This is a genomic window from Nonomuraea sp. NPDC004702 (assembly GCF_053601695.1).
Map to the genome: position 1 here is coordinate 318,824 of NZ_JBSGCE010000004.1, position 26,543 is coordinate 345,366.

Annotated in this window: 26 protein-coding genes; 16 read left to right on the forward strand and 10 right to left on the reverse strand. The window is 72.6% G+C overall.

Annotation, left to right across the window (positions count from 1 at the left end):
* Positions 1-22 precede the first annotated feature (22 nt).
* The gene (locus tag ACWEJ6_RS08420) at positions 23-505 is read left to right on the forward strand and encodes a cupin domain-containing protein (protein WP_358292092.1); all 483 of its coding nucleotides are present in this window, start codon (positions 23-25) and stop codon (positions 503-505) included.
* On the opposite strand, the gene ACWEJ6_RS08425 is transcribed toward ACWEJ6_RS08420, so the two are convergent.
* On the reverse strand, positions 474-959 hold the full coding sequence (locus ACWEJ6_RS08425) for a MarR family winged helix-turn-helix transcriptional regulator (RefSeq protein ID WP_452422389.1): 486 nt from the start codon (positions 957-959) through the stop codon (positions 474-476). The two genes, ACWEJ6_RS08420 and ACWEJ6_RS08425, sit on opposite strands and share 32 nt — an antisense overlap.
* A gap of 51 nt (positions 960-1,010) precedes the next feature.
* On the opposite strand from ACWEJ6_RS08425, the gene ACWEJ6_RS08430 reads away from it, so the two are divergent.
* From ACWEJ6_RS08430 to ACWEJ6_RS08445, 4 genes are all read left to right on the forward strand, one after another.
* Positions 1,011-2,090, forward strand: a complete 1,080-nt coding sequence (locus tag ACWEJ6_RS08430; protein WP_452422391.1) for a substrate-binding domain-containing protein — start codon at positions 1,011-1,013, stop codon at positions 2,088-2,090.
* Between the two features lie 57 nt (positions 2,091-2,147).
* Positions 2,148-3,518 (forward strand): APC family permease, encoded by a 1,371-nt coding sequence (locus ACWEJ6_RS08435; protein ID WP_387672543.1) that lies wholly within the window; start codon positions 2,148-2,150, stop codon positions 3,516-3,518.
* Positions 3,515-4,519: an acetamidase/formamidase family protein gene (locus ACWEJ6_RS08440; RefSeq protein ID WP_452422393.1), complete on the forward strand. Its 1,005-nt coding sequence runs from the start codon at positions 3,515-3,517 to the stop codon at positions 4,517-4,519. The genes ACWEJ6_RS08435 and ACWEJ6_RS08440 overlap by 4 nt, the downstream gene beginning before the upstream one ends.
* A 71-nt stretch (positions 4,520-4,590) precedes the next feature.
* The gene (locus ACWEJ6_RS08445) at positions 4,591-5,415 is read left to right on the forward strand and encodes a trypsin-like serine peptidase (protein WP_364339585.1); all 825 of its coding nucleotides are present in this window, start codon (positions 4,591-4,593) and stop codon (positions 5,413-5,415) included.
* Here the strand turns inward: ACWEJ6_RS08445 and ACWEJ6_RS08450 are convergent.
* Genes ACWEJ6_RS08450 through ACWEJ6_RS08460 form a run of 3 tightly spaced genes read right to left on the reverse strand, consistent with a single transcriptional unit; the run spans position 5,399 to position 7,547 of the window.
* A complete protein-coding gene (locus ACWEJ6_RS08450) occupies positions 5,399-6,283 on the reverse strand; it encodes a Gfo/Idh/MocA family protein (protein ID WP_358292079.1) in 885 nt (294 codons plus the stop codon). The genes ACWEJ6_RS08445 and ACWEJ6_RS08450 overlap by 17 nt on opposite strands.
* Positions 6,280-7,191 (reverse strand): NAD-dependent epimerase/dehydratase family protein, encoded by a 912-nt coding sequence (locus tag ACWEJ6_RS08455; RefSeq protein ID WP_397160622.1) that lies wholly within the window; start codon positions 7,189-7,191, stop codon positions 6,280-6,282. The genes ACWEJ6_RS08450 and ACWEJ6_RS08455 overlap by 4 nt, the downstream gene beginning before the upstream one ends.
* Before the next feature lie 2 nt (positions 7,192-7,193).
* Complete coding sequence (locus ACWEJ6_RS08460) at positions 7,194-7,547, reverse strand: YrdB family protein (RefSeq protein ID WP_352327992.1); 354 nt, start codon at positions 7,545-7,547, stop codon at positions 7,194-7,196.
* A 119-nt stretch (positions 7,548-7,666) separates the two neighbouring features.
* Here ACWEJ6_RS08460 and ACWEJ6_RS08465 point away from each other — a divergent pair, with 119 nt between their 5' ends.
* Entirely contained in the window at positions 7,667-8,362 is a 696-nt protein-coding gene (locus ACWEJ6_RS08465) for a TetR/AcrR family transcriptional regulator (RefSeq protein ID WP_452422396.1), read from the forward strand.
* A 67-nt stretch (positions 8,363-8,429) separates the two neighbouring features.
* Here the strand turns inward: ACWEJ6_RS08465 and leuA are convergent, their stop codons facing one another.
* Together leuA and ddaH are read right to left on the reverse strand one after the other, a co-directional pair.
* Entirely contained in the window at positions 8,430-10,136 is a 1,707-nt protein-coding gene (leuA, locus tag ACWEJ6_RS08470) for a 2-isopropylmalate synthase (RefSeq protein ID WP_387672531.1), read from the reverse strand.
* Between the two features lie 239 nt (positions 10,137-10,375).
* A complete protein-coding gene (gene ddaH, locus ACWEJ6_RS08475) occupies positions 10,376-11,122 on the reverse strand; it encodes a dimethylargininase (protein WP_452422398.1) in 747 nt (248 codons plus the stop codon).
* A 38-nt stretch (positions 11,123-11,160) separates the two neighbouring features.
* Between ddaH and ACWEJ6_RS08480 the strand changes: the two genes are divergently transcribed.
* The 6 genes from ACWEJ6_RS08480 (at position 11,161) to ACWEJ6_RS08505 (ending at position 18,098) form a co-directional block, all read left to right on the forward strand.
* Entirely contained in the window at positions 11,161-11,406 is a 246-nt protein-coding gene (locus ACWEJ6_RS08480; RefSeq protein ID WP_387672525.1) for a DUF2630 family protein, read from the forward strand.
* Positions 11,407-11,464: 58 nt separating this feature from the next.
* Positions 11,465-12,439, forward strand: a complete 975-nt coding sequence (locus tag ACWEJ6_RS08485) for a GNAT family N-acetyltransferase (RefSeq protein ID WP_452422400.1) — start codon at positions 11,465-11,467, stop codon at positions 12,437-12,439.
* A 26-nt stretch (positions 12,440-12,465) separates the two neighbouring features.
* Entirely contained in the window at positions 12,466-14,682 is a 2,217-nt protein-coding gene (locus ACWEJ6_RS08490; RefSeq protein ID WP_452422402.1) for a glycoside hydrolase family 6 protein, read from the forward strand.
* A 108-nt stretch (positions 14,683-14,790) separates the two neighbouring features.
* Positions 14,791-16,101, forward strand: coding sequence for an MFS transporter (locus ACWEJ6_RS08495; protein ID WP_387672514.1), 1,311 nt, complete (start codon positions 14,791-14,793; stop codon positions 16,099-16,101).
* 9 nt (positions 16,102-16,110) lie between these two features.
* Complete coding sequence (locus ACWEJ6_RS08500) at positions 16,111-16,776, forward strand: response regulator transcription factor (RefSeq protein WP_364339606.1); 666 nt, start codon at positions 16,111-16,113, stop codon at positions 16,774-16,776.
* Complete coding sequence (locus ACWEJ6_RS08505; protein WP_452422405.1) at positions 16,773-18,098, forward strand: ATP-binding protein; 1,326 nt, start codon at positions 16,773-16,775, stop codon at positions 18,096-18,098. Before ACWEJ6_RS08500 ends, ACWEJ6_RS08505 begins: the two co-directional genes overlap by 4 nt.
* Here ACWEJ6_RS08505 and ACWEJ6_RS08510 read toward each other — a convergent pair.
* Complete coding sequence (locus ACWEJ6_RS08510; protein ID WP_387672505.1) at positions 18,089-18,988, reverse strand: TAXI family TRAP transporter solute-binding subunit; 900 nt, start codon at positions 18,986-18,988, stop codon at positions 18,089-18,091. The two genes, ACWEJ6_RS08505 and ACWEJ6_RS08510, sit on opposite strands and share 10 nt — an antisense overlap.
* Before the next feature lie 26 nt (positions 18,989-19,014).
* Here ACWEJ6_RS08510 and ACWEJ6_RS08515 point away from each other — a divergent pair, with 26 nt between their 5' ends.
* On the forward strand, positions 19,015-19,746 hold the full coding sequence (locus ACWEJ6_RS08515; RefSeq protein WP_452422407.1) for a Mut7-C RNAse domain-containing protein: 732 nt from the start codon (positions 19,015-19,017) through the stop codon (positions 19,744-19,746).
* Between the two features lie 325 nt (positions 19,747-20,071).
* The gene (locus ACWEJ6_RS08520; protein ID WP_358292051.1) at positions 20,072-20,551 is read left to right on the forward strand and encodes a hypothetical protein; all 480 of its coding nucleotides are present in this window, start codon (positions 20,072-20,074) and stop codon (positions 20,549-20,551) included.
* A gap of 20 nt (positions 20,552-20,571) precedes the next feature.
* Here ACWEJ6_RS08520 and ACWEJ6_RS08525 read toward each other — a convergent pair whose 3' ends face one another.
* Positions 20,572-20,811, reverse strand: coding sequence for a DUF397 domain-containing protein (locus ACWEJ6_RS08525; RefSeq protein WP_352352481.1), 240 nt, complete (start codon positions 20,809-20,811; stop codon positions 20,572-20,574).
* Positions 20,802-21,575 carry a helix-turn-helix domain-containing protein gene (locus ACWEJ6_RS08530; protein ID WP_352352480.1) on the reverse strand — a complete coding sequence of 258 codons (774 nt, stop codon included), beginning with the start codon at positions 21,573-21,575 and terminating at the stop codon, positions 20,802-20,804. Before ACWEJ6_RS08530 ends, ACWEJ6_RS08525 begins: the two co-directional genes overlap by 10 nt.
* A 107-nt stretch (positions 21,576-21,682) precedes the next feature.
* On the opposite strand from ACWEJ6_RS08530, the gene ACWEJ6_RS08535 reads away from it, so the two are divergent.
* Complete coding sequence (locus tag ACWEJ6_RS08535; protein WP_452422410.1) at positions 21,683-22,123, forward strand: ATP-binding protein; 441 nt, start codon at positions 21,683-21,685, stop codon at positions 22,121-22,123.
* Here ACWEJ6_RS08535 and ACWEJ6_RS08540 read toward each other — a convergent pair.
* Positions 22,120-25,536 (reverse strand): protein kinase domain-containing protein, encoded by a 3,417-nt coding sequence (locus ACWEJ6_RS08540; RefSeq protein ID WP_452422412.1) that lies wholly within the window; start codon positions 25,534-25,536, stop codon positions 22,120-22,122. The genes ACWEJ6_RS08535 and ACWEJ6_RS08540 overlap by 4 nt on opposite strands.
* A gap of 79 nt (positions 25,537-25,615) precedes the next feature.
* On the opposite strand from ACWEJ6_RS08540, the gene ACWEJ6_RS08545 reads away from it, so the two are divergent.
* A partial coding sequence (locus ACWEJ6_RS08545) for an AfsR/SARP family transcriptional regulator (RefSeq protein ID WP_452422414.1) occupies positions 25,616-26,543 on the forward strand: 928 nt, incomplete at its 3' end.

Below are 26,543 nucleotides of genomic sequence, written 5' to 3' on the forward strand. Positions count from 1 at the left end.
ACGGGTCGGGCAGGATGGCCTCATGACCTATCCGGAACCACGCTATTCGGGCGACAAAGGCGAGCTGTCCGCCACGTACCGCCCCTACGAGCACGCCCCCGAGCTGACCTACCCGACCGGCAACACCGCCCACTACCTGGCCACCGGGGCCACCACCAACGGCCAGTTCGGGCTCTACCGCTGGGTGATGGGGCCCGAGCCGTCCGGCCCGAGCCCCCACTTCCACAAGTCGATCTCCGAGTCGTTCTACATCCTCGACGGATCGGTGCGGATCTACGACGGCAGCCGCTGGATCGACACCCGCCCCGGCGACTGGGTGCACGTGCCCGAGGGCGGCGTGCACGCCTTCCGCAACGAGTCGGGCGAGCCCGCGACCATGCTGCTGCACTTCGCCCCCGGCGCCCCTCGCGAGGGCTACTTCGAGGGGCTGCTCGACCTGGCCGGCAAGAGCGAGGAGGAGAAGGCCGAGTTCTTCATCCGCCACGACACGTACTGGCTGGACTGACGGGGGCCGGCGCCTGCGCCGAGGCCCGGTCGAGGGCCGCGGCCAGCTCTTCAAGCTCGCGCATCAGCCGCTCGGTGCGCTCCTGGCCGAACGCGGCGGCGACGGCCCGGTGGTGGTCGGCCACCGCGCCGTCCACCCGGGCCAGCAGGTCGCGCCCCCGGTCGGCCAGGAACACCGCCACCCGCCGCCGGTCGCCCGCCGACGCGCCCCGGTGGACCAGCGCCCGGTCGATCAGCCGGTCGACCGCCTTGGTGAGCGTCGGGTGCGGCATGAGCACCGCCTCGGCCAGCTCCCCCATCGAGTGGCCGCGGCCGTCGGCCAGCGCGCGCAGGATGCGCCACTGCTCGACGGTGACGTCCTCGCCGGCCAGGGTCGCCGCCAGGCCGCGCGTGACCTCGCGTTCGGCGCGGCTGAGCACGTACGCGAGTGAGGACCCCAGCCCGGATTTAGCCATGAGAGATCAGGTCCTTTCACCGGAGAGCTAGTTCGGAGGATACTCGTCGGCGTGGCGGCGATCGTCGATCCTTTCGAGGCCCGGCTCATCCCCTCGGACGCGGTCCGGATCGGCCTGGTCGTGCCCGTGTCGGGGGTGCTCGGGCTGGTGGGGCCGTGCGCGATCAACTGCGCGGTGCTGGCCGCCGAGGAGGTCGACGCCCGGGGCGGCGTGCTCGGCAGGCAGATCGAGCTGGTGCTGGTCGACGGCGGGCGGCCGGGGCGCGAGGTGGCGGCCGAGGTGGCCGGCCTGGTGGCGTCCGGCACGGTCGAGGCGGTGGTGGGCACGCACGCGAGCGACGTGCGGATCGACGTGGTCGCGGCGATCGGCGGGCGGGTCCCGTTCGTGTACGCGCCGCCGTACGAGGGCGGAGGGCACGCGCCGGGCGTCTACTTCCTCGGCGAGACCCCCGGCAGGCAGCTCGAACCGGGCATCGAATGGCTGGTCAGCGTCCACCGGGCACGCCGCTGGTACCTGCTGGGCAACGACTACGTCTGGCCCCGCCTGGTGCACGCGGGCGCCCGCCGCCGGTTGCGGGCGCGCGGCGCGACCGTCGTCGGCGAGGCGTTCGTCCGGTACGGCGAGGCGGCCTCCTGGCTCGGCCGGATCGCCGACGCCCACCCCGACGCGATCCTGCTCACGCTGATCGGCAGCGACCTGGTCGCCTTCAACCGGGCCTACGCGGCCGCCGGCCTCGGCGCGGCCCGGCTGTGCGGGGCGCTGGAGGAGCACGGGCTGCTCGGCATCGGCGGCGACGGCACCGGCGAGCTCTACGCGTCGATGGGCTACTTCCGCGACCTGCCGACCGAGGCCAGCCTGCACTTCGCCGAGCGGTACGCCAAACGCTTCGGCCCGCACGCCCCCATGCTCAACGCCCACGGCCATGGCTGCTACGAGGCCGTCGCGATGCTCGCCGCCCTCTCCGCGCGGGCGGGCAGCCTGGCCGTCCCCGCCCTCGACGCGGTGGCCGACGGCACCACGATCGTCAGCGCGCGCGGCCCGCTCACGCTGCTGAACCGGCAGGTGCGGCGCACGGTGCACCTCGGCAGGGCGGACGGCCTGGATTTCTTGCTTGAGAAACCTTTTCACTAGAAAGCTTTGGCTCTAAGGTGCGAAACGCCCCCCAACCTCAACAAGGAGCCGCGCAACATGAGCACCGTTGAGCAGTTCGGCTACCGCCAAGAGCTCAAACGCTCTCTGGGCTTCGCCGACCTGATGATCTATGGCCTGATCTTCATGGTGCCGATCGCACCGTTCGGCATCTTCGGCGGCGTGTTCCAGTCGTCCGGCGGCATGGTCGCGCTGGCCTACATCATCGGCCTGGTCGCCATGGCGTTCACGGCGCTGTCGTACTCGCAGATGGCCCAGGCGTTCCCCATGGCGGGCTCCGTCTACACCTACGCCGGGCGCGGCATCTCGGCGCCGGTCGGGTTCATCGCCGGATGGGCGATCCTGCTCGACTACATCCTGGTGCCGTCGCTGCTCTACCTCATCGCCAGCCTGGCCATGAACTCGTTCGTGCCCGGCATCCCGGTCTGGGGCTGGCTGGTCATCTTCGTGCTGCTCAACACGGCCGTCAACTACATGGGCATCCAGATGACCGCGCGCATCACGCGGGTGATGCTGGTCGCCGAGCTGGCCGTGCTGGCGATCTTCCTGGTGGTCGGCGGCATCGCCCTGGCGCAGGGCAAGGCCCAGGCGGGCGCGTTCACGCCGATCTTCGAGCCCTCGACGTTCACCTGGACGCTGGTGTTCGGCGCGGCGGCCACGGCGGTGCTGTCCTTCCTCGGCTTCGACGGCATCTCGACGCTGGCCGAGGAGAACAAGGAGGACGGCAGGCGGCTCGGCCGTTCGATGGTGGCGGCGCTCGGACTGGCCGCGGTGCTGTTCGTGGCGCAGACGTGGGTCGCGGCGCTGCTCATGCCGGACCGCGCGCAGCTGATCGCCAAGGGCGACGAGAACGGTGACGCCTTCTACCGCATGGCGGAGTTCGCCGGCGGCCACTGGCTGAGCGTGCTGACCGCCGTCGCCACCGCGATCGCCTGGGGCTTCGCCAACTCGCTGGTCGCCCAGGCGGCCACCTCGCGGCTGCTGTTCGCGATGGCCCGCGACCGCATGCTCCCCTCGTTCCTGGCCAAGGTCCACCCCAAGCACAAGGTGCCGGTGAACGCCACGCTGGCCGTCGCCGTGTTGTCGCTGGGCATCGGCCTCTACATGAGCAGCCTGGAGAACTACGGCATCCCGCTGCTCAGCCAGCTCGTGAACTTCGGCGCGATGACCGCCTTCCTGATCCTGCACGTGGCCGTCGTCGTCCACCACTGGTTCCGCAGGCGCAGCGGGAACGTGTGGGCGCACGTGGTCGCGCCGGCGATCGGCTTCCTCGTCCTGGCCGCCGTGGTGTACAACACCAAGCTGGTGACCCAGACGGTCGGCCTGATCTGGCTGGCGGTCGGGCTGGTCATCCTGGGTGTCAGCTATCTCGTCGGCCGCAGGCCCGTTCTTCCCTCGGAGGTCAAGTGAACGTCGTCTCCTACCACCCCACGCCGGAGGAGCTCAGTTACACCTTCGGCGGCCGTGCCGCCCTGGGCAGGGTGCGGCCCGGCACGGTGCTGGAGCTGTACACCGAGGACTGCTTCGGCGGCCGGGTGCGGACCGTGGAGGACCTGCCGTCGCGGGTCTGCGAGTTCCCGTACCTGAACCCCGTCACCGGTCCCTTCCACTTGGAGGGGGCCGAGCCGGGCGACACGCTGGCGCTGCACTTCGTCAAGATCACCCCGGCCCGCGACTGGGCGGTCTCCACCACGTTCCCGCACTTCGGCGCGCTGACCGGCACCCACACCACGGCGACGCTCCAGCCGCCGCTGGAGGAGCGGGTCTGGCGCTACGACATCGACGTGGACAAGGGCGTGGCCGTCTACCACGCGCGCAACAGCGACTTCAGCGTCGCGCTGCCGCTCGACCCGATGCACGGCACGGTGGGCGTGGCCCCGGGCGCGAACGAGGCCCGCATGACCATCACCCCCGACGCGCACGGCGGCAACATGGACACCCCGGAGCTGCGCGCCGGCGTCACCGTCTACCTGGGCGTCAACGTCGAGGGCGGCATGTTCTCGATCGGCGACGGCCACGGCCTGCAGGGGCACGGCGAGGTCTGCGGCACGGCCGTGGAGTCGGCCATGAACACGGTGGTCGCGGTCGAGCTGATCAAGGGCGTGGCCACGCCGTGGCCCCGGCTGGAGGACGACCTGCACCTGATGTCCACCGGCTCGGCCAGGCCCCTGGAGGACGCCTACCGCATCAGCCAGCACGACCTGGTGACCTGGACGTCGGAGCTGACCGGGCTCGACACGCTGGACGCGTACCAGCTCGTCAGCCAGGCCGGCCAGGCGCCGGTCGGGAACGTGTGCGACACCAACTACACCATGGTCGCCAAGCTGCCCAAGACCTACCTGGGCGCCCCCTCGGTGTACGAGGACGCCCACGCCCGCCTGCGCGCCCTGGGCGCCCAGTACGACGCATGACAATCCCCCACTTAGGTAAACCTTGGTGTCGCAGGTCAGGGCATTGATCATCTTCCCCGTAGAGTGGGAAAGTGCTCAGGTTGGTACTGTCTCTGGTCCTGCTCGATCCGGCTGGCGTCACCGATGTCGCGCAGCGCAGCGTCCCCGTCCCCCAGGTGCTGACCCCGGACGGCGACCGCCTGGGCTACGCGCCGGTCCCGCGCCCCTACACGGGGGCGCGGCGGCTGACCGGGGTGCTGCTCGGCCATGACCCCGTCACCCGCACCGACGTGTGGTGCGGCGGCGCGATCATCGGCTCGCGCAGCCGCAGCCTGGTGCTGACGGCCGCGCACTGCCTCTACCACGACGGACGGCCGCTCAAGCGGCTGGTCTTCATGCCCGGGTTCGACAGGGGCAACCCGCGGCACGGCGTCTGGTCCGCGGTGCGCACGTGGGCGCCGGACCGCTGGCGGGCGAACCCCGACTCCCCCGACGTGCTGCCGTACGACGTCGGCCTGGTCGGGGTCGTCAAGGGCAAACGCCCGCTGGAGGACGTGGTCGGCCAGGGCCTGCCGCCCCTGCGCACGAGCCGCGGCGCCGGGCTGCGCGGGCTCGAACTGCTCGGCTACCCGGCGGGCAAGCGCTACCCGGGCACGCAGATGTACCGCTGCCTGGGCGACGCGGTCGAGGGCTCGACGGTGGGCCCGGGGCTGATGGTCACCCGCAACTGCCATGCCGCCGCCGGAGGGAGCGGCGGCCCGGTGCTGTACGGCGACTCGGTGGCGGGCGTGGTCTCCTCCTCCAGCCCGCTGAGCGACACCGACGGCTACACGGTGCTCGCCCGGCTGGGCGGGACGACGTTCGACCGCATGTTCGCCAGGGCCGACGAGTCGATGCGGGTCAGGAAGCCAGGCTGACGGCCTCTTCGCAGATGGCATGGGTGATCAGGGCGTCCTCGGCGCTGATCACCCGGCCCTCGCGGACCGCGAGCAGGAACTCCTGGCAGATCTGCTCGATGCCGCGCTGCCGGGCGACCGGCACCCAGTCGGGCCGCCTGGTGAGCGTCTCGCCGCCCTCGTAGTCGAGGACGTCGCCGAGGTTGACCACCCGCCGTTTGATGCCGTCGCCCATGACCTCGCAGGTCTCCTCGGCCGCGCCGCTGACCCGGTTCATGACGCCGATCGCGGTGAACCCGGCGCCCGACAGCTCAAGGACGATGTGTTCGAGCAGGTCGCGGCGGACGCGGGTGCGGATCCTGGTCTCGGTGACCGGGCCGGGGGCGAGGAACCTGAGCGTGTCCACGACGTGGATGAAGTCCTCGAAGATGGCCCGCCGGGGCGCGTCGGGGTAGTTGTCGCGGTTCTTCTCCAGCAGCACGAGATGACGGGGAAGGGCCATGAGCCCCGCGTAGCCGGGGGCGTGACGGCGGTTGAAGCCGACCATCAGCGACCTGCCCTCGGACTCGGCCAGGCGCACCAGACGCTCGGACTCGGCCAGGCTGTAGGCGATCGGCTTGTCGACGTAGACGTGGATCCCGGCGCTGAGCAGCGGCTCGACGATCTCCGGGTGCGCCTCGGTCGCGGCGTGCACGAACGCGGCGTCGACCCCCGCCTTGATCACCTCGTCGACACTGGTGGACCGGTCGGCGACGCGGTAGGCGTCACCGAGCCGGTCGAGCCGCGCGGTGTTGCGGGTGCACAGGTGGAGGTCGAGGGACTGGGCGGCGAGCACGGGCAGGTACGCCTTCTCCGCGATGTCGCCCAGGCCGATCATGGCTATCTTCATCCGTCGAGCGTAGCCTTCAGCGCGGCCTCCACCGGCGTAGGCGCGACGCCGAAGACCTGCTGAAACGCCGAGGAGTCGAGCACGTAGGGCGCGGTGAACTGGTAGCGCACGTGCCGCAGCTCGCCGATCATGGGCGAGAACAGCCCGGACACCCGCAGCAGCGGCCACGGCAGCGTGGTCATCGTGGGCGCCGGCAGGTCCAGCAGGGCGGCCATCCGGGCGCCGACCTCGCGGAAGGTCATCGGGTCGTTGGTGGGCACGTGCCAGGGACGGCCCCACGCCCGCTCGTCGGCGCCGGCGACGATCAGGGCGTCGGCCACGTCCGGCAGGTAGGTCCAGCTGTGCGGGACGTCGGCGGGGAAGACGAGCCGGATCGTCCGGCCGGCCCTGAGCGGGGGGATGAAGCGGGTGCCCAGGTGGGACTGGTCGGTGGCGCCGGGGCCGAAGAAGTCCGAGCCGCGCACCTCGGTCACCCTGATCCGCCCTTCGCGGTGGGCGGCCAGCGCGTCGTGCCAGATCTTGGCCCGCACCCGGGCCTTGGGGGTGGTGGAGGCCAGCGGCAGGTCCTCGGTCATCGGGCCGGAGACGGGCCCGTACGGGTAGAGGTTGCCCAGGATGGCCAGGACGGCGCCGCTCGACTCCGCGGCGGCCAGGAACGAGGCGGCCATCGGCGGCCAGTCGGTCAGCCACCGGTGGTAGGCCGGGTTGACGCAGTTGTACAGGACGTCGGCCCCCTTGGCCAGCTCGGACAGCCGGGCCTGGTCGGCCACGTCGGCGGCCACCCTGACCGTGCCCTCCGGCCCGCGGCCCGACCGGGTCACGACGACGACCTCGTGCCCCTGCGCGGCGAGCTTGGCGGCCAGGTGCGTGCCGACCTGGCCGGACCCCACGACGACGTGCTTACCCATGATCAGACCTGCTTCCAGATGACGCGCAGCAGCGCGTTGACGACGAAGACGGCGGCGAAGACGATCGCCGGGGTGACCCGGCCGGCGGCGTAGAGCGCGAGCGCGCCGCCGCCGAACCAGACGATCTCCAGCGCGACGCGGGCCAGCCCGGTGAGCGGGATCGTGGCGTTCGCGCCGCCTCCCGCGCCGAACAGCGCCCACACGGCGATGAACAGCGCCGGGCCGCCCAGCCCCGCCAGGAGTTTGATCACCCAGTTGGGGCTGAGCGTGAAGCCCCAGTAGGCCACCGCGCCCAGCACGCCGAGCTCCAGGAAGAACATCAGGGCGGCGTTGGCGTTCTTGGCGAGGGCGAGCATGGGGATCTCCTGAGGGGGTGTGCGCTGTTCGCTTACGAGAGCAATGCTCTCTCAAGAGAGCGGCACTCGTCAAGAGCGGTGCTCTCGTTTTTTGCCAGTGCTCTGGTAACCTGCTGTGCATGACAGCCAGCCGTACCGCGCGAGAGCGCGTGAGAGCCGAGCTCACCAGGGAGATCACCGACATCGCCCGCCGCCAACTGGCCACCGACGGCGCGGGCGGCCTGTCGCTGCGGGCCGTCGCGCGGGAGATGGGCATGGTCTCCTCGGCCATCTACCGCTACTTCCCGAGCCGCGACGACCTGCTGACCGCCCTGATCATCGACGGCTACAACGCGCTGGGCCAGGCCGTCGAGCAGGCCGAGGCCGCCTGCCCGCGCACGGCCCACCTCGGCCGCTGGCTGGCCGCCGGCCATGCCGTCCGCGGCTGGGCGGTGGCCCACCCCCACGAGTACGCCCTGCTCTACGGCTCCCCCGTGCCCGGCTACCAGGCGCCGCAGGACACCGTCGCGGCCCGGCTGCGCGACGTCACCGTGCTCGGCGCGATCGTCACCGACGCCTGGAACGCGGGCGGGCTGCACCCGCCGGCCGCCCCCGAGCCGCCCGCCGAGGTGGCCGCGGACGCCGAGAACATCCGCGCCCTGATGCCCGGCGTGCCGGACGACGTGGTCTGGCGGGCGATGGCGTCCTGGTCGACGCTCTACGGCTGGGTCAACTTCGAGGTGTTCGGCCAGTTCAACAACACGATCGACAGCAGGCGGGCGGCCTTCGACCACGCACTGCGGCTGGCCGCCGCGGCGCTCGGCCTCGCCGCGTGACCGGAACGTCCCGGCACGGCGAAAGGGGCAGGAGTGAACGTGCACTCCTGCCCCTTGCGCGAGAACGTCAGCGCGTGGCGCGGTTGACCGCCGAGATGATGGCCTTGAGCGAGGCCGTGGTGGTGTTGGCGTCGATGCCCACGCCCCACAGCACCTGCCCGTCGACCTCGCACTCCAGGTAGGAGGCGGCCTTGGCGTCGGTGCCGGCGCTCATCGCGTGCTCGACGTAGTCGAGGACGCGCACCTTGATGCCGACGCCGGCGATGGCGTCGATGAAGGCCGAGATCGGGCCGTTGCCCACGCCCGCGATCTCCCGGATCTCACCGTCGAGACGCACGTCGGCGCCGATGCGGTCTTTGTCGTCGACGGTCGACTCGTGGCGGTGGGCCATGAGGCTCAGCCGGCCCCAGCGGTTGGCGGGGTTGGGCAGGTATTCGTCGCGGAAGATCTCGTACATGGCGGTGGGGCTGATCTCGCCGCCGCCTTCGTCGGTGCGGGCCTGCACGACCTTGGAGAACTCGATCTGCAGCCGGCGCGGCAGGTCGAGCTGGTGGTCGGCCTTCATGATGTAGGCCACGCCGCCCTTGCCCGACTGGCTGTTGACCCGGATGACGGCCTCGTAGGTGCGGCCGATGTCCTTGGGGTCGATCGGCAGGTAGGGCACCGCCCAGGTGAACTCGGCCACCGGCGTGCCGGCCGCCGCGGCGTCGCGCTCCAGGTGCTCGAAGCCCTTCTTGATGGCGTCCTGGTGGGAGCCGGAGAAGGCGGTGTAGACCAGCTCGCCGCCCCACGGGTGGCGCGGGTGCACGGGCAGCTGGTTGCAGTACTCGGTGACGCGGCGGATCTCGTCGATGTCACTGAAGTCGATCTCGGGGTCGACGCCCTGCGAGAACAGGTTCATGCCCAGGGTGACCAGGCACACGTTGCCGGTGCGCTCGCCGTTGCCGAACAGGCAGCCCTCGATGCGGTCGGCGCCGGCCATGTAGCCCAGCTCGGCGGCGGCCACGGCGCTGCCCCGGTCGTTGTGCGGGTGCAGCGACAGCACGATCGAGTCGCGGTGCCGCAGGTTGCGGTGCATCCACTCGATCTGGTCGGCGTAGACGTTGGGCGTGGCCATCTCGACCGTGGCGGGCAGGTTGATGATGACCTTGCGGTCGGGGGTGGGCTGCCACACCTCGTTGACGGCGTCGCACACCTCGACGGCGTACTCCAGCTCGGTGCCGGTGAACGACTCGGGCGAGTACTGGTAGAAGACGTCGACGTCGGTGGCCTCGGCCAGCTTCCTGACCAGCTTGGCGCCCTCGACGGCGATGGCGGTGATGCCCTCCTTGTCCTGGCCGAACACGACGCGGCGCTGGAGGGTGGAGGTCGAGTTGTACAGGTGGACGATGGCCTGCTTGGCGCCCTCGATCGCCTCGAAGGTGCGCTCGATCAGCTCGGGCCTGGCCTGGGTCAGCACCTGGATGACGACGTCGTCGGGGATGCGGCCCTCGTCGATGATCTGCCGGACGAAGTCGAAGTCGGTCTGGGAGGCGGCCGGGAAGCCCACCTCGATCTCCTTGTAGCCCATGCGTACCAGCAGCTCGAACATCTGGAGCTTGCGGTGGGAGTCCATCGGGTCGATCAGGGCCTGGTTGCCGTCGCGCAGGTCGACCGCGCACCACCGGGGCGCCTTGGTGATGACCTGGTCGGGCCAGGTGCGATCGGTCAGCCGGATGGGTTCGAACGGCTGATAACGATGGGCCGGCATGGGACTGGGCTGCTGGGCGTTCATGTCTGCTGCTCCTCGTCGGTCGAGTCGAAAGCGGCCGACGCGCATGACTGGCTCCGCGACGAGGGAGCCGGCCTTACAGGCCCTCGCCGCGGCAGCTAAGAAGCAGCCCGCGCAGCATGCCAAGCACGCTACCAGACGTCTCGGGATTCGCTGCCCTTGATCTCACATCATGAGAGCCGATCGGTCCACCGATGGTGAAACACCAGGTCAGGGCCGCGAAATTCCGGCGCGCGCCGCCGCTAGTCGGGGATGAGCACGCTCAGGCAGGTGACGCAGCCCTCCAGCCGCTCGAACTCCGAGATGTCCACCCTCGTCACGACGAGCCCACGCCGCTCCAGCATCGCCGCGGTCCTCGGGGCGGAGGCGGCCAGCAGCACCCGGTCGCCGCCCAGCGGCACCACGTGCGCGCCCGGCTCCTCCGGCGGTTCGAGCAGGCCGGGCAGCTCGACGCGACCGGGATCGCCGATGAGCGTCCCGTCGGGCAGGGCGGTCACCGCCGACTTCAGGTGCAGCACGCCGCGCAGGCCCACGGGCACGACCCGCCGCTCGGGCAGCAGGGCGGCGAGCTGGCTGACGCCCTCGTCGTCGGTGCGGGCCGACCTGCCGACGTACACGGTGGGGCCGACCTGGAGCACGTCGCCGCCGTCCAGGGTGCCGGGGCGGGCGATCCGGACCGCCTTCAGGCCGAGCTCCCGTACGGCCCGCTCCACGGACTCCACCTCCGGACGCCGCTCCGGCGCGCCCGGCCGGGTGAGCACGGCCAGCCGCCCCGACACCACCACGGCGTCCTCCACGAAGGGCGCGTCGGGCAGGTGGTCGGCGTCCTCGGCGTAGACCGGCCGCCATCCGGTCGCGGCCAGCGCCGCTACGTAGGCGTCGTGCTGGTGACGTGCGCGTTCGTGGTCCACGGGCTCGCGCTCGATGTGCGTGACGATGCCCTCGGCGATCCGGGGTCCGGGCTTCCTTACCAGCGCGATACCAGACATAGGGCGTGTTCTATCACGCAGTCGTTAGAGTCTTGGGCATGCGGGACGACGAGATTCTCACCAGGATCAGCGCTCTGGTCGCCGAGGAGCACGAGCTGCGCGGCAAACTGTCGGCGGGCGAGGTCACCTCCGACGAGGAGCACGCGCGGGTCAAGCAGCTGGAGGTGGCGCTCGACCAGTGCTGGGACCTGCTCCGGCAGCGCCGGGCCAGGCGCGGCGCGGGCGAGGACCCCGACGGCGCGGCCGTCCGCCCGGCCGGCGAGGTGGAGAACTACCGGCAGTAGGGCCCACCGGCGGTAAAACGGCTGGCCGGAGGCGGCGCCGATGCGATTGGCTGGACGGATGCACATCCAGCCAATCGACTCCGACCGGCCGGGCGAGCTGATGACGGGCCTGCACGACGCCTACCTGGCCGCCCACGCGCACGAGCCCGGCCCCAAGTTGTCGCTCACCCGCCTGTCCGTCATCGCCCTCCTGGGCCCGCCCGGTGACCGGGTCGAGTCCTGGGTCCTGACCGACGGCGGCAAGGTCGCCGGCGGCTACAGCCTGGCGCTGCCCCAGTCCGACAACCGGCACATGGGCTGGCTGTTCCCGCTCGTGGTCCGGCCCGAGCTGCGCGGCCGCGGCCTCGGGAGCGAGCTGTTCGAGCACGCCCTCGGCCGGATGCGCGCCCACGGCCGCACCCTGCTGCTCACCGAGACGCCCACCACCGGCGTCGGCGCCCGCTTCGCCCGCGCCCACGGGATGACGGTCGCGCTCCGGGAGGCCCGCCGCACGCTCGACCTGCGCACGGCCGACTGGGCCGCGCTGCGCGGCATGCTGCCCGAGGTGCCCGGCTACCGCGTCGAGCGGTTCGCCGGCCCGGCCGGCCCTGAGCTGCTGGCCGACCTCGCCACGCTGATGAGCGGCATGAACGACGCCCCGCGCGACGCCGACGTCGAGGACATGACCTTCAACCTCGACCGCCTGCGCCTGCGTGAGGAGCGCGTCACGCTCGGCGGCGAGACCTGTTACACGATGATCGCCAGGCGCGAGTCCGACGGCGCGCCCGCCGGCTACACGCGGATCTACCTCACCGCCGACCGCTCCGACGGCTGGGGCCACCAGGCCGACACCACCGTCCTGCGCGAGCACCGCGGCCATCGGCTGGGCCTGCTGCTGAAACTGTCCAACCTGCTGTGGCTGCGCGAGCGCGAGCCCCACCTGGAGCGGATCATCACCTGGAACGCCACGTCCAACGCCCACATGCTGGCCATCAACGAGGCCATGGGGTTCGAGCTGCTCGACGAGTGGGACGAGTGGCGGCTGACGGTCTGACCTTTCCCCGGCTAACCTGACACGTCATGACGTTGGAGGCGTTGAGGGACGCGGATCCGCGGCAGGTGGGGCGCTACGCCCTCCTGGGCCGGCTGGGCGAGGGCGGCATGGGCGTCGTCTATCTGGGCGAGGAGCCCGGCGGCACCCGGGTGGCGGTCAAGCTCATCCACGCCAGGATGGACGCCGACCCCGACTTCCGGCGCAGGTTCGCTCGCGAGGTGGCCGCGGCCCGGCGGGTCGCCCGCTTCTGCACCGCCCCGGTGCTCGACGCCGACGTGCACGCGGACGTGGCCTACCTGGTCACCGAGTACGTCGAGGGGCCCAGCCTGGACGACGCGGTGCGCGACTCCGGGCCGCTGAAGGGCTCCGCGCTCGACGGGCTGGCCGCGGCCATGGCGATGGCGTTGCGGGCCATCCACGGGGCCGGGATCGTGCACCGTGACCTCAAGCCGTCGAACGTGCTGCTGTCCCAGGTGGGGCCCAAGGTCATCGACTTCGGCATCGCGCGGCTGGCGGAGTCGGAGATGAGCAGCGCGATCGTGGGGACGCCGTCGTACATGTCGCCCGAGCAGGTGGCGGGGTCGCGGGTCGGGCCGGCCTCGGACATCTTCTCGTGGGGCTGCACGGTCGCCTTCGCCGCCGGGGGGCTGCCGCCGTTCGGGTCGGGGTCGGTGCCGACGGTCCTGTTACGCATCGTCAACGAGGCTCCCGAGCTGCGGGGGTTGTCGGGGCCGCTGCTCGACCTGGTGACCGCGTCGCTGGCCAAGAGCCCGGCCGCCCGCCCCACGGCCCAGGACCTGATGGACGCCCTCAGCACCGCCACCCCCTCCGCCGCCCTCCCCACCCCACCCCCCTCCCCCGCCGCCGGGACGCCGCCCACCGTCCCCCCTTCACCTCCCGCCGCCGGGACGCCGCCCACCCTCCCCCCTTCACCACCCGCCGCCGGGACGCCGCCCACCCTCCCCCCTTCACCACCCGCCGCCGGGACGCCGGCCACCGTCCCCCCTTCTCCTCCCGCCGCCGGGACGCCGGCCACCGTCCCCCCTTCTCCTCTCGAAGGGACGGACGCGACGACGGCGGGGAAGCGGCGGACGAGGCTGCTGGCCGCGGCCGCGGCGGTCGTGGTGGCGGCCGCCGGCGTCACCACGGCCCTGCTGTGGCCCCACGACGACACCCCCGCGAGCACCCACACGGCCACCGGCACAGAACCGGCCTCCACCGCCGCCCCCCGCAACCCGCTGCGCGAGAATGGCGTCACCTTCTGGTCCGAGAAGGAGAAGGCCGCCGCCCGCCAGGCCGCCGTGTGGCGCGAGGACCGTCCGGCCGACGCCGCGCTCATGGACCGGCTGGCCGCCGTCCCGCACGCCATCCGCCTGAACCAGCCCGAGGTCAGGGCCACGGTCGAGACCGCCGTGACCGCCGCGCAGGAGGCGGGCGGCGTGCCCGTCTTCCTGGTCAACTACATGCCGGGCGGCGGCGACTGCGCCGCCGTCGGCGCGGGCGAGATGCAGGTCTACCAGCAGTGGGTCAAGGGCGTCGCCCGGCAGATCGGCGACCGCAAGGCGGTGATCATCCTGGAGCCGTCCAGCCTGGTCAACCTCCCCGGCACCAAGGACTGCACACTGGCCGGCACGGCCGAGCAGCGCTACCGGGACCTGCGCGAGGCCGTGCAATCGCTCAAGACCGGGCACCCCGGCACGGCCGTCTACCTCGACGGCAGCCAGGACCTCTACCCCGGCACCGAGGTCATGGCCCAGCGCCTGATCGGCGCCGGGATCGACCGGGCCGACGGGTTCTTCGTCAACACCGCCTCCTTCCAGCCCACCCCCAAGGCCGTCGAGTACGGCAAGTCGCTGTCGGCCTGCATCGCCGTCATGCGCAGGACGGGCGGCGCCACCTGCCCGAAGGACGCCGACCCCGGCGGCGACCTGCCGCACTTCGTGGTGGACACGGCCAGGAACGGCCAGGGCTCGTGGTCGCCGACGAAGAAGTACAAAGACCCGCAGACCTGGTGCAACCCCCCGGGCCGGGGCGTCGGCGAGCGGCCCACGACCGACACGGGCGAGGAGCTGGCGGACGCCTACCTGTGGATCACCCGGGCCGGCAGCTCCGGCGGACGGTGCCGGCGCGGCACGAACGGCGACAAGGACCCCGAACGCGGCGTGGTGGCGCCGGCGAGCGGCGAGTGGTGGGCCGATCTGGCGCTCGAACGCGCGAAGAACGCCCGGCCCCCGTTGCGCTGAGGAAAACCCGATGTTAAGCGCACGTTAGATCTGAGCCGCCGCACCTTGTCCGAACAACCTTCTGGGGAGAGGCTCTGGCCTGCATCCACTCCCCCCAGGAGGTCCTACATGAACAAAGCGCGCGTGCCGTGGAAGGCAGTGATCGGCGGCTCCGTCGGCAATCTGGTCGAGTGGTACGACTGGTTCGTCTACAGCAGCTTCGCCGTGTACTTCGCCGCTTCGTTCTTCCCTGATGGGGACGACACGGCCAAGCTGCTCAACACCGCGGCCATCTTCGCCGTCGGCTTCTTCATGCGCCCGCTCGGCGGCTGGCTGCTCGGCCGCTACGCCGACCGCCGGGGCCGCAAGGCGGCGCTCACGCTCACCGTCACGCTGATGTCGGCCAGCGCGCTGCTGATCGCCATCGCCCCGACGTACGAGTCGGTCGGTTACGCCGGTGCGCTGGTCCTGGTGGTCGCGCGGCTGCTCCAGGGCCTGTCGGTGGGCGGCGAGTACGCCGCCAGCGCCACGTACCTGACCGAGGCCACCCCGCGCGGCCGGCGCGGCTTCGCCTCCAGCTTCCAGTACGTCTCCATGACCGCCGGCCAGCTCGTCGGCCTCGGCCTGCAGATCGTCCTGCAGAACACGATGTCGAAGGAGGCCCTGAACTCCTACGGCTGGCGTGTGCCGTTCGTGGTCGGGGCCGTGGCCGCCGCCGTCGTGTTCTACCTGCGCCGCAGCCTGCTGGAGACCGAGGCGTACGGCGAGGAGGAAGAGGAGCGCCGGGACAAGGGCACCATCAGGCAGCTCCTGGCGCACAAGAAGGAGGCGCTGCTGGTCATCGCCTTGACCATGGGCGGCACGGTCGCGTACTACACCTACACGACGTACCTCACCAAGTACCTGTCGAACACCGCGGGCCTGCCGAAGGAGACGGCCACGCTGGTCAGCTTCTGCGCGTTGTTCATCTTCATGTGCCTGCAGCCGCTGGCCGGTGCGCTGTCGGACCGCATCGGGCGCCGGCCGCTGCTGATCACGTTCGGGATCGGGTCGATGCTGGGAACGGTGCCGCTGATGACCGCGCTGGGCGGGGCCAGCGGCTTCGGGGGCGCGCTCGTCCTGTCGCTCGCCGGCCTGGTGATCGTGACCGGCTACACCTCGATCAACGCGGTGGTGAAGGCCGAGCTGTTCCCGACGCACGTGCGCGCGCTGGGGGTGGCGCTGCCGTACGCGATCGCGAACGCGCTGTTCGGCGGCACCGCCGAGTACGTCGCCCTGTGGTTCAAGGACAAGGGCATCGAGTCCGGCTTCTACTGGTACGTCTCCGCCTGCGCCGCCGTCTCCCTGGTCGTCTACCTGACCATGCGCGAGACCCGCGACGCGGCGCTGTCCCGCAGCGAGGGCGCCGAGCCGTCGGATCCGGTCACCGCCCGCGTCTAACCTGGCACCATGCGGGTTCTCCTGGTCGAGGACGACGATCGTCTCGCCTCCGCGCTCACCACCGCGCTGGCCCGGCACGGCCATTCGGTCACCCGCGCCGGCCTGGCCGTCGACGCCCTCCGCCTGGCGGGGGGCGTCGACTTCGTCCTGCTCGACCTGGGCCTGCCCGACATGGACGGGCTCGACGTGCTGCGCCGGCTGCGCCGCGTCTCGGCGGTGCCGCTCATCGTGGTCACCGCGCGCACGCAGGAGCGCGAGGTGCTGCGCGGCCTGCGCTCGGGGGCCGACGACTACCTGGTCAAGCCGTTCCGCACGGTCGAGCTGATGGCCCGCATGGAGGCGGTGCTGCGGCGCGGCACGCGTCCGATGCCGGCGCGCGACCACGTGGTGTGCGTCGGCGACGTGCGCATCGACCTGGAGTGCAGGCAGGTCACGGTGGCGGGGCAGCCGGTGGCGCTGACCAGGCGCGAGTTCGACGTGCTGGCGCTGCTGGCCCGCGAGCCGGGCGTGGTGCGCAGCCGGGAGGAGATCCTCGACGAGGTCTGGGGCGATCCGCTGCTGTCGGCGTCCCGGTCGCTCGACGTGCACGTGGCGGGGCTGCGGTCCAAGACCGGGCGTCCCGGGCTGGTGGAGACGTTGCGCGGCACCGGCTACCGGCTGGGCCCGGCGGGATGAACGCGCGGCTGGTGGTCACGTTCACCACGCTGATCGTCTTCCTGATCGCGGCGCTGGCGGTGCCGCTCGGCCTGGCCTACGCCTCCCACCGGACCAACCGCCTGCTGCTCGACCGGCGCGCCGACGCCACCCGCTTCGCCGAGCTGGCCGACGCCGCGGCCCGCGACGACGACCGCACGGGCCTGATCACCGAGGTGTCCCGCTACGCCGACCTGTACGGCGCGGCCGTCCGGGTGCGCGACCGCGACGGCTCGATCCTGGTCTCGGCCGGCCGGTTCGAGGCCGACGACCGGGAGGCGACCCGGCTCGCGCTGTCCGGCCGCACGACCGAGGACCTGCCCACGGTCAGCCCGTTCGGCCCGGCCACGGTGCTGCTGGCCGAGCCCGCCGGGCGTGACGCGCAGGTGTCCGGCGTGGTGCTGCTGGAGGCCCCGACCGGGCAGGCCCGGCTGGACGTGTCGCTGGTCTGGGGCGCGCTGGCGGCGGGGGCGCTGGTCGCGCTGGCCTGGTCGGCGCTGGCGGCCCGGCGGCTGGCCCGCTGGATCCTGCGGCCGGTGACCGAGCTCGACCGCACCACGCGGGCCATCGCGCAGGGCCAGCTCGACGCGCGGGCGCATCCCGGGGCGGGCCCGTCGGAGCTGCGGCGGCTGGAGGAGCGCTTCAACGCGATGGCCGACGCGGTCTCGGCGGCGATGGAACGGCAGCGGGCCTTCGTGGCCGACGCCTCGCACGAGCTGCGCACCCCGCTCACCGTGCTCGGGCTGCGGCTGGAGAACCTGGAGCCGCACCTGCGCGAGGAGGGCACGGCCGAGTACGCCGAGGCGATGTCCGAGCTCGACCGGCTGGCGTTGCTGGTGGAGGACCTGCTGGCGCTGGCCAAGGTCGAGGCGGGCGCGGGCCTGGCGGGCAAGGAGGCCGGGCTCGGCGAGCGGCTGGCGGTGTGGCGCGAGGTCTACGCGGCCAAGGGCGTGTGCCTGGTGGCCGACGTCCCCGCGGGCGCGGTGGTGCCGGAGGCGGCGGCCAGGATCGCCGACATCGCCCTGGACAACGCCCAGAAGTTCGTCCCCGAGGGGGGCACGGTGACGGTCACGCTCGACGGCGGGACGCTGCGCGTGGCCGACGACGGGCCGGGGCTGGGCGCGGCGGAGCGGGCCGAGGCGCTGGGGCGGTTCTGGCGGTCGGGGGCGCACGCGAACGTCCCGGGCAGCGGGCTCGGCCTGGCCATCGCGGCCGAGCTGGCCAAGGCGTGCGGGGCCACCCTGCGGCTGCTGCCCGCCGTGCCGCACGGGCTGGTGGTCGAGCTGGTCCTGGCTCAGCCGTAGACCGAGCGGTAGTAGCGGGCCGCGCCCGGGTGCAGCGGCACGACGCCGGTGCCGATGGCGTAACGCCTGTCGAGGCGGCCGCCGGGAGCGGAGGGGGCCTGGAGGCGGTCGCGGGCGCGGAAGAGCGTCTCGGTGACGGTGAAGGCCAGGTCGTCGGGGAGCGTCGTACGGCACATCAGGTAGCTCGGCGTGCCCACGGTCGGCACCTGCCTGGCCAGCCCGTACGCGCCGGCCGGCACGGCGGCGTGCTCGTAGACCGGACCGTAGCGGCGGCGCAGCACCGGCACCAGCGACTCCAGCGGCACCAGCGCGATGTCGTCGAGCGCGGCGAGCGCGGGCGTCGGCACGCCGCCCGACCAGAAGAACGCCTCGATGCGGCCGCCGCGCAGCTCGGTGACGGAGGCGTCGAGGCCGAGCCTGGTGATCTGCGGCGGCGTGCGCAGCCCGGCGGCCGACAACACGCGCGTCGCGGTCACCGCCGTGCCCGACCCCTCGACCCCGATCGACACCGGACGCCCCGCCAGGTCGCCGACGCCGGTGATGCGCGCGCCCTCGCGGACGACCAGATGCACGTAGTTCATGTACATCCGGGCCAGCGCGGAGACCGGCTGGTGGCGCACTCTGACCGCGTCGTCGGCGCTGTCGGCCAGCGCGAACCCGACGTCGGCCCGGCCGCCGGCCATCATGGTGAGGTTCTGGACGCTGGCCGCGGTCTCCACCACCCGCACGGTCAGCCCGTCGTGCCGCAGCTCGCCCGCCAGCCGCTGCCCGAGCGCGCCGTACGGGCCGCCCGCCAGCCCGGTGACCAGCCGCAGCTCGGCGGGGCCGGCCGTGGAGCAGCCGGCCGCGAGTGCGGCGAGCCCGAGGAAGGCTCGGCGGGACATGGGCATGATGTCACGGTATCCGGTCGCGCAGAATGGACAGTGTGACCGAACGGGACGCACGCCTGCGCATCGCCGTCGAGCTGAGGATGTTCGTGCCCGTGAGCCGCCGGGGGGAGTGGCAGCGGGTGACCACCGACGGCACCTCGACGCTCGGCCATCACGTGGAGTCGCTCGGCATCCCGCTGACCGAGGCGGGGCCGATGCTGTCGGACGGCCGCGGCGTGGCCCCGTCCCACCTGCTCGCGCCGGGCGAGACGGTCGAGGTGCACCCGGTGCCCCGGCCGCAGCCGCTGCCCGCTGGGCCGCGGTTCCTGCTCGACGTGCACCTCGGCACGCTGTCCCGGCGGTTGCGCCTGCTCGGCGTGGACACGGCGTACCACAACGACATGGACGACCCGGCGCTGGTGGTCCAGGCCAACGAGGAGCGGCGGGTGCTGCTCACCCAGGACCGCGGCCTGCTGCGCCGCCGCGCGCTGTGGCTGGGCGCCTACGTCCGCGGCTCGCGCCCCGCCGACCAGCTCCGCGACGTGCTCGAACGCTTCGAGCCGCCGCTGGCTCCGTGGACGCGCTGCACGGCCTGCAACGGCGTGCTCGTGCCGGTGACGAAGGAGGAGGTCGGGCCGCTGCTGGAGGCCGGCACCCGGCGCGGCTACGACGCCTACGGCCGGTGCGGCGACTGCGGACAGGTCTACTGGCAGGGCGCGCACAGCGACAACCTTGAGGAGATCGTGCAATCGGCGCGCATTTGGGCCAATAGCCGCTGATTCGCGCTTTGAGAACGACCGTCAAGTTGATCTCAAAAACACCCTCGGCCGGGGGTTACGCGGACGATCAAGGGTATGAGCAGGGGAAACGGCATCACCCGAAATCGGGTGCATACTGACACCCTTCCACCCCGTTGAGCAAAAGACTCCAATTCGACGTTTATCCGGAAAAAATCGGATACGTCGCGTTTCCGCGTATCCATCTCGCGGCGCACGATCGGGGGAAATACCGCAAATGGCCAAGAATCGAAAGCTCGGCCATGGCGCCGGGCCCGCTCCACGCGTATGGAGCGTCAGAAGGAAGTGGGCCACCGCCATTGTCGGCATGGCCACGACGCTGGTGGGCCTGCCCGGCGTCGTGGTGAAGTACAGCCAGGCGCAGAGCGAGCGGGAGACGCCCCGGCTCGTCATCACCGCGCCCGTCACCGGCCCCGGGGCCACCGCCTCGCCCTGCCCGCTGGTGAGAGGCACCGCCACGCTGCCCGAGGGCACGACCCTGCTGATCGGCGTACGCCGGACGACCGGCACGCCGCGCACCAGACACACCCGCTTCTACCGCGTCGACCCCGTGCGGGCCTCCGGCCAGTGGGACGTGCCCGTCTCGCTCGAAGGCGGCGACCCCGCGATGGCCGGGGAGTGGTACGCGATCACCGCGCTCACCGTGCCGACCGAGTGGGCCGACTTCCTGGAGAAGGTCGGCGGCACCCCGGGCGATCCGCTGATGTCCGCGTCCGCGATGCCGCCGCACGTGGGCGAGACGCCCTCCATAGAGGTCCAGCGGGACGCCGGCCCCGCCACCTGCTGAACCCCACCGTGACCTCGCCGTCAGGCGCGGTCGAACTCGCTCGCCTTCACGCCCGCCACGAACGCGTCCCACTCGGCGGGCGTGAAGAACAGCTTGGGCCCGTCGGGGTCCTTGGAGTCACGCACGACGACCAGCTCAGCCTGCCCGCCCTTGTGCGCAGGGCCGCCAGGAACGTTCTTGAGCTCGGCGATCTCGACGCAGTTGCCGCCGTTGTCGCCGGAAAAACTGGACTTCTGCCACTGGACACAGCTCAGGTCCATCGTTCCACCATGGCTTTCTTTATCGTTTCAAGGGACATGCTCAAGGGCAACGCCTCGGTACGGATGGCCTCGAACCGCTCCACGGCCGCCGAGACGTCCTCATGATCGCTCGTCGTGATGCCGCGCACCGCGGTTTCCGCGTACAACACCTCGGAGCCTCCGTCCAGGGTCGCGATCACGAAGCCACCCGTCAAGCCGGAGTGCAGCCCGTGCGGGAGGACCTGGATGCTGAGCCGCGGGGTGACCGCGTCGAGCAGCCGCCGCAGTTGACCCTTCATCAGCTCCGGCCCGCCGATGGGCCGGAACAGCACCGCCTCGTCGATGACGCAGCGCAGCGACGGAGGGTCGTCGCGGGCAAGGATCGCCTGCCTCTCCATGCGCGCGGCCACCGCGGCCTCGTTGCCGCGCAGCAGGGCGCGGGCGTACTGCTCGGTCTGCAGGAGGCCGGGCACCAGGAGCGGCTCGTAGGTGCGCAGGGTGAGCGCCGCCTGCTCCTTCTCGTGCCACTTGCCGAACCAGGAGGGGAAGATCTGACCCTTGCGCCAGTCGAGCAGGCGGCGCAGGGCTCCGCCGGTGCCGAGGGCCTTGTCACAGGCCTCGGCGAACTCGGGGCTGGCCGGGAGCTGACCGGTCTCGACGCCGCTGATCAGGCCCTCGCTGAAATGGATGCGCTCGGCGAGCTGCCCCTGTGTCAGGCCCGCCGCCTTCCGGTAGTGCCGCAACTCTCTGCCCCATATCGCCTGAGGCGCGTAGAAGTCGGCCACCCTGCCCTCCCCTCGCCCGGGTTCAACGCCAACGGCACGGACTTCAAAGTCCACTCCTTGCAATCAGATCACTACCGACCGTAGTCATATGGCGTCACGCTGGCCACATGAAATCCGAAAGTCCCGCCGTGACGCTCGCCGACCGGCGGCCCCTGCCGGACACGGTCCTCGGCGAACGGCGGATGCCCCGGCACCCCGGCTGCGTCTCCTCCGTGCGGCGGTTCGTCCGCGACGTCGCCAAGGATCACGAAGCGGCGGAGGCCGCCGTCGAGATCGCCCAGCTTCTCGTCTCGGAGCTGGTCACCAACGCGCTCACCCACGCCCGCTCGGCGGACCCCGTCCGGGTCGTGGTGGCCCGGGAGGGCCGGCTGCTGACCGTGGAGGTCCGCGACTCGTGCGCCACCCTTCCCCGGATGGGCCAGGCCGACCCGCTGGCCTGCCGGGGGCGGGGGCTGGCCATCGTGCACAGCCTGTCCCACGACTGGGGCTGGAACCCCGTGCCGCCCGGCAAGGCGGTCTGGTTCCAGGTCGTCGCCTGGGCGTCCTAGCGGCACACGTCGAACGGCTCGACCCCCGGCAGGTACGCCCGCCACTCCGCCGCCGTGAGCGCGCGGCCGGCGCGGGCGCACACGGTCGCGGCCACATGCCGCCGGTCGAGGTCGTGCGTACGGAAGGCGCCGTCGTCGTCCAGGGTGTACAGCTTGGTGCCGTCGGCCGAGAAGCCGAGCCAGACGTTGTCGCCGGTCGACTCGGCCATCGCGTCGAACACGACCCCGACGTACCGCCGCGAGGCCACGTCCCACAGGCGGATCAGCGGGCCCTTCTCGTATGTGGCGATCAGCCGTCCGTCGGGCGACCAGACCGGCAGCGCGAACTGCTCCGCGCCCGGCACGCTGGGGAAGGCGCCGAGCATGGTCCGCAGGTCCCGGTCCCACAGCGTGATCCGGTCAGGATGCGAGAAGGCCACCTGGCGGCCGTCCGGGCTGTAGGCGAAGGCGCCGCCGACCCGCCGGGCCTCGGCCCCCAACGGCAGCGCGGTCCCGCCCGCCGGATCGTAGAGCCGCACCTCAGGGCCTCCCATGAGCAGCCGCGAACCGTCCGGCGCGAAGCTCATCGGCCCGGCGCCCGTCACGTTCGTGGTCCGCGCCCGCGAACTCGTGAGGTCGTGCAGCTCCAGCGGCAGCTGCCCCTCGAACCTGGACGGCAGCACGGCCAGGGTCCGGCCGCCGGGGTCGAAGGCGAGCGCGTCGGCCTTCTCCGCCCCCTTCCCGGCCAGCCCGAACGCCTGCGTCTCCCGCCCGCTCGCGACGTCGAGCACGCGGACGCGGGCGCCGTCGCCGTAGGCCAGCCGCGTGCCGTCCGCGCTGAAGGCCATCGCCGAGCCGTCGCCCTTCCAGGCGATCGGGCCGGCCAGACGGCGGCGGGTCGCCGGGTCGAGCAGTTCGAGCCGGTCGTCCCGCTTGACGGCCAGAATTCGGCCGTCCGGGCTCATCCGCAGGTCGGGCAGCTCATCGCCGAGCCGGGGATCGAACAGCGTGGAGACATCGACGGTGGAGACGCCGCCCGCCTCGTTCAGCAGGCGCACGGCCTTGCCCGCCAGGTCGAAGCGGACCTGCGTGACGCCGTCGGGCACCGGGAGCAGCAGAGCGGTCACCAGGCTGTCGCGCGGCCGCAGGACGAGCAGGTCCGCCGGCCCCCACGTGGCCACGTACCGGCCGTCGAAGACCAGGTCCGCGGCCTGGCCGTTCGCGCCTTCGAGCTCGTACTCCGTGGTGCCGGAGGGCAGCTCGTACAGGCGGACCTTGGGTTTGTCGTGGCGGGGCACGTCCTCGACGACCACGAGGGCGCGGCCGTCGTCGCTGAACCTGGCCTCGACGGTGGTGCCGGTGCCGGGCAGCGTCGGCAGGTGCAGCCGCCGGCGGCGCCTCAGGTCCCACACCTCGGACCGGTCCTCGCTGTCGGCGACGAAGCCGTAGCGGCCGTCGGGGCTGACGCCGTTGAGTATCGCGCCGCCGGGGGCGGTGAGGGGCTTACGGGTGGCGACGTCCCACCACTGCTCGCCGTCGGAGCCGTACGGCACCGCGAGCCGGCGGCCGGTGCGGTCGAACTCCAGCGCCCCGAACCCGCTCGCCCTGCTCGCGAACCGGCCGCCGAGGCGGCTGCCGGTGACGGCGTCCCACAGCCGCACGCCCTTGTCGTCCAGGGCGGCCAGCAGGCGGCCGTCGAGGCTCACGGCGACGCTCCGCACGCCCGCGCCGAGTCCGGCCAGCTCGTGCAGCTTCCGGCCGGTCGGGACGTCCCAGACGCGGGCGGTGCCGTCCGTCACGGAGGCCAGGACGTGACCGTCCGTGCTGAGCCCCTGCACGCTCCCCGCGTCCACGTACGGCGCCACAAAGACGTCGGTGACGTGCTGGGAGCCCGCGTCGTACAGCGCGCCCGCCGTCTCGACCAGCGCCGGGGCCAGCCGCCAGGCCGCCACGGAGAGCAGGCCGGCCAGCGCGGGCTCCAGCTCGCGCAGCCCGGCGGCGCGCAGCGCCAGCTCCCTGGCCAGCGCCTCGTCCCGTTGCCGGGCCGACTCCCTGCGCAGGTACTCCGCCGCGCCGAGCCCGCCCAGCGCCACCACCAGCAGCACCGCCAGCACGGCCGCGAGCAGGCCGCGCCGCCGGGTGCGCCTGCGGGCCTGCCCGGCGGCGGCGTCCAGGAAGTCGCGCTCGCGTCCGGCCAGGGTGAGGTCCTTGCGTTCGGTGGCGGCCCACTGCAGCGTGCGGTCCAGGTTGGTGCCCTGGAGCAGGTCGGCGGGCTTGCGGCCGTGGGCGTCCCATTCGGCGGCGGCCTCGGCCAGGCGGCGGTGCACGGGCAGCCCCTCGCGGTTGCCCGCCACCCAGTCGCGCAGCCGCGGCCACGCCTGCACCAGGCCGGGGGCGACCAGCTCGTACGCGTCACCGCCCGGCGCCAGGATGCCCGCCGAGACGAACACGGCGAGCATCGAGTCGACCGCCTTGGCCTCGGGCAGCTCCTCGCGCTCCACGGGACGCAGGCCGTCGTCGTCGAGCAGCCGCAGGAAGACCTCGGGCACGGCCGTCCGCTCGTCCTCGCTCAGCTCGCCGTAGAGCTCCTCGGCGATCGCCCCCAGATCGGGCCCGGCCTGCCCCCTCAGCTCCCCCGCCACGATCCCGCCACGGGCCAGGGGGTCCCCGGCGTCCCGGCGGGCGCCCTCGCCCAGCAGGCGGAGCAGCAGGTCCCCGGCGGCGGGACGGGCGGCGGGATCACGGGCGGTGGCCGCCGACACCAGCGGGGCCAGCTCCTCCGGCAGCCCGGCGACGTCCGCCTCGAACTCCAGCACCCGGCCCACGACCGCCATCGGCTCGCCGGCCTCGACCGCGTCGCGCCCCCGCGCCGCGAACAGCACCACCATCCCCCACGCCCACACGTCGGCTGCCTCGGTGGCGGCGCGCCCGGTGAGCACCTCGGGCGCCATGTAGCCCGGCGTGCCCATGATCGGCCCGGTCGTGGTCGGCCCCACCTCCCTGGCCACGCCGAAGTCGATCACGCGCGGGCCGTCCGGGCCCAGGATGATGTTGTCCGGCTTGAGGTCGCGGTGGACGATCCCGGCCCGGTGGATGGCCGTCAGCGCGGTCGCGACGCCGATCGCCAGGCGGCGCAGCGCGTCCCCCTCGTACGCCCCCGCCTCCGCGGCCACCTCCCGCAGGCTCGGCCCCGGGACGTACTCGCTGACGATGTACAGCGGCGCGTCGTCCACCTGCGCCTCGATCACCCTGGCCGTGCAGAACGAGGCCACCCGCTGGGCCGCCGCCGCCTCCTTGGCCAGCCTGGACCGCGACTCCGCGCTGTCGGACCTGGGCACCTTGACCGCGACGCGCTCCCCGGCCTCGCCGTACGCCTCGTAGACCACGCCCTGGCCGCCCGCGCCCAGCCGTGCGGCCAGCCAGTAACGGCCCAAGCGGTGAGGGTCGGACGAAATCAGGGGAGCCATCAGATGTGCCATTCTGATCGACATCTCCTCCGAAAAGGAAGGCCGCGTGGAATTCCGCATCATGGGGCCGCTCGACGTCCGCGACGGCGGCCGGGATCGCACCCCCACGACCCCGAAGCACCGGGACCTGCTGGCGATGTTCCTGCTGAACGCGGGCCGCCCGCTGACCGTGGAACGGCTGCGCCGGCTGCTGTGGCCACGCGAGGGCGGCGACCGCTCCGACTCCCTCGTCCGCGGGTACGTGGGCCAGCTCCGCCAGCTCCTGGGCAAGGACGTGATCACGACCGTGTCCGGCTCGTACGTGCTGGCGATCGGCGCCCACCAGCTGGACGTCGACCGGTTCCGGCTGCTGGTCGACCGCGGCTCGTACGAGGAGGCGCTGTCGCTGTGGCGCGGCCCCGCCCTGGAGGACCTCGACCCCGACGGCGAGCGGTGGGAGGAGACCCGGCGCCTGCGCGAGGAGCTGGAGGAGCTGCGGCTGCTCGCCCTGGAGCGCCGCGTCCAGGCCGACCTCGACGCCGGCCGCCACCGCGAGCTGCTGGCCGAGCTGAAACGGCTGACCAAGCAGCACCCGCTGTGGCAGCGCTTCCGCGGCCAGTACATGCTGGCCCTCTACCGCAGCGGCCGCCGGGTCGACGCGCTGGCCGCGTACGCGGTGCTGCGCGACCAGCTCGACGGCGGCCACGCGATCGAGCCCGACCCCGAGCTGCAGCTGCTCTACCACCGCATGCTCCACGACGACGTGTCGCTGCACGTCTCGGCGGGCCCCCCGGTGCTGCTGCCGCCGGACATCGCGAACTTCACCGGCCGCGCCGACCTGCTCGACCGGGTGGTCGGCGGCCACGTCGTCGTGCACGGCCAGGCCGGCGCAGGCAAGTCGGCCCCCGAGTCGGACGTGCGGCCCCGGGCGATCGGGGGGGCCACGCGGAACGAGCCGCCCCAGGCCGCCTGGGCCGGGCCGCCGCCGGACCAGG

Bases quoted from the DNA above. Each gene is read 5' to 3' on its own strand.
- ACWEJ6_RS08480 (WP_387672525.1), top strand. From the start codon at position 11,161: ATGCGGGACGACGAGATTCTCACCAGGATCAGCGCTCTGGTCGCCGAG.
- ACWEJ6_RS08425 (WP_452422389.1), bottom strand. From the start codon at position 959: ATGGCTAAATCCGGGCTGGGGTCCTCACTCGCGTACGTGCTCAGCCGC.
- ACWEJ6_RS08520 (WP_358292051.1), top strand. From the start codon at position 20,072: ATGGCCACGACGCTGGTGGGCCTGCCCGGCGTCGTGGTGAAGTACAGC.
- ACWEJ6_RS08420 (WP_358292092.1), top strand. From the start codon at position 23: ATGACCTATCCGGAACCACGCTATTCGGGCGACAAAGGCGAGCTGTCC.
- ACWEJ6_RS08505 (WP_452422405.1), top strand. From the start codon at position 16,773: ATGAACGCGCGGCTGGTGGTCACGTTCACCACGCTGATCGTCTTCCTG.
- ACWEJ6_RS08465 (WP_452422396.1), top strand. From the start codon at position 7,667: ATGACAGCCAGCCGTACCGCGCGAGAGCGCGTGAGAGCCGAGCTCACC.
- ACWEJ6_RS08450 (WP_358292079.1), bottom strand. From the start codon at position 6,283: ATGAAGATAGCCATGATCGGCCTGGGCGACATCGCGGAGAAGGCGTAC.
- ACWEJ6_RS08435 (WP_387672543.1), top strand. From the start codon at position 2,148: ATGAGCACCGTTGAGCAGTTCGGCTACCGCCAAGAGCTCAAACGCTCT.
- ACWEJ6_RS08455 (WP_397160622.1), bottom strand. From the start codon at position 7,191: ATGGGTAAGCACGTCGTCGTGGGGTCCGGCCAGGTCGGCACGCACCTG.
- ACWEJ6_RS08525 (WP_352352481.1), bottom strand. From the start codon at position 20,811: ATGGACCTGAGCTGTGTCCAGTGGCAGAAGTCCAGTTTTTCCGGCGAC.
- ACWEJ6_RS08495 (WP_387672514.1), top strand. From the start codon at position 14,791: ATGAACAAAGCGCGCGTGCCGTGGAAGGCAGTGATCGGCGGCTCCGTC.
- ACWEJ6_RS08510 (WP_387672505.1), bottom strand. From the start codon at position 18,988: ATGCCCATGTCCCGCCGAGCCTTCCTCGGGCTCGCCGCACTCGCGGCC.
- ACWEJ6_RS08490 (WP_452422402.1), top strand. From the start codon at position 12,466: ATGACGTTGGAGGCGTTGAGGGACGCGGATCCGCGGCAGGTGGGGCGC.
- ACWEJ6_RS08485 (WP_452422400.1), top strand. From the start codon at position 11,465: ATGCACATCCAGCCAATCGACTCCGACCGGCCGGGCGAGCTGATGACG.
- leuA (WP_387672531.1), bottom strand. From the start codon at position 10,136: ATGAACGCCCAGCAGCCCAGTCCCATGCCGGCCCATCGTTATCAGCCG.
- ACWEJ6_RS08500 (WP_364339606.1), top strand. From the start codon at position 16,111: ATGCGGGTTCTCCTGGTCGAGGACGACGATCGTCTCGCCTCCGCGCTC.
- ACWEJ6_RS08515 (WP_452422407.1), top strand. From the start codon at position 19,015: ATGGACAGTGTGACCGAACGGGACGCACGCCTGCGCATCGCCGTCGAG.
- ACWEJ6_RS08460 (WP_352327992.1), bottom strand. From the start codon at position 7,547: ATGCTCGCCCTCGCCAAGAACGCCAACGCCGCCCTGATGTTCTTCCTG.
- ACWEJ6_RS08535 (WP_452422410.1), top strand. From the start codon at position 21,683: ATGAAATCCGAAAGTCCCGCCGTGACGCTCGCCGACCGGCGGCCCCTG.
- ddaH (WP_452422398.1), bottom strand. From the start codon at position 11,122: ATGTCTGGTATCGCGCTGGTAAGGAAGCCCGGACCCCGGATCGCCGAG.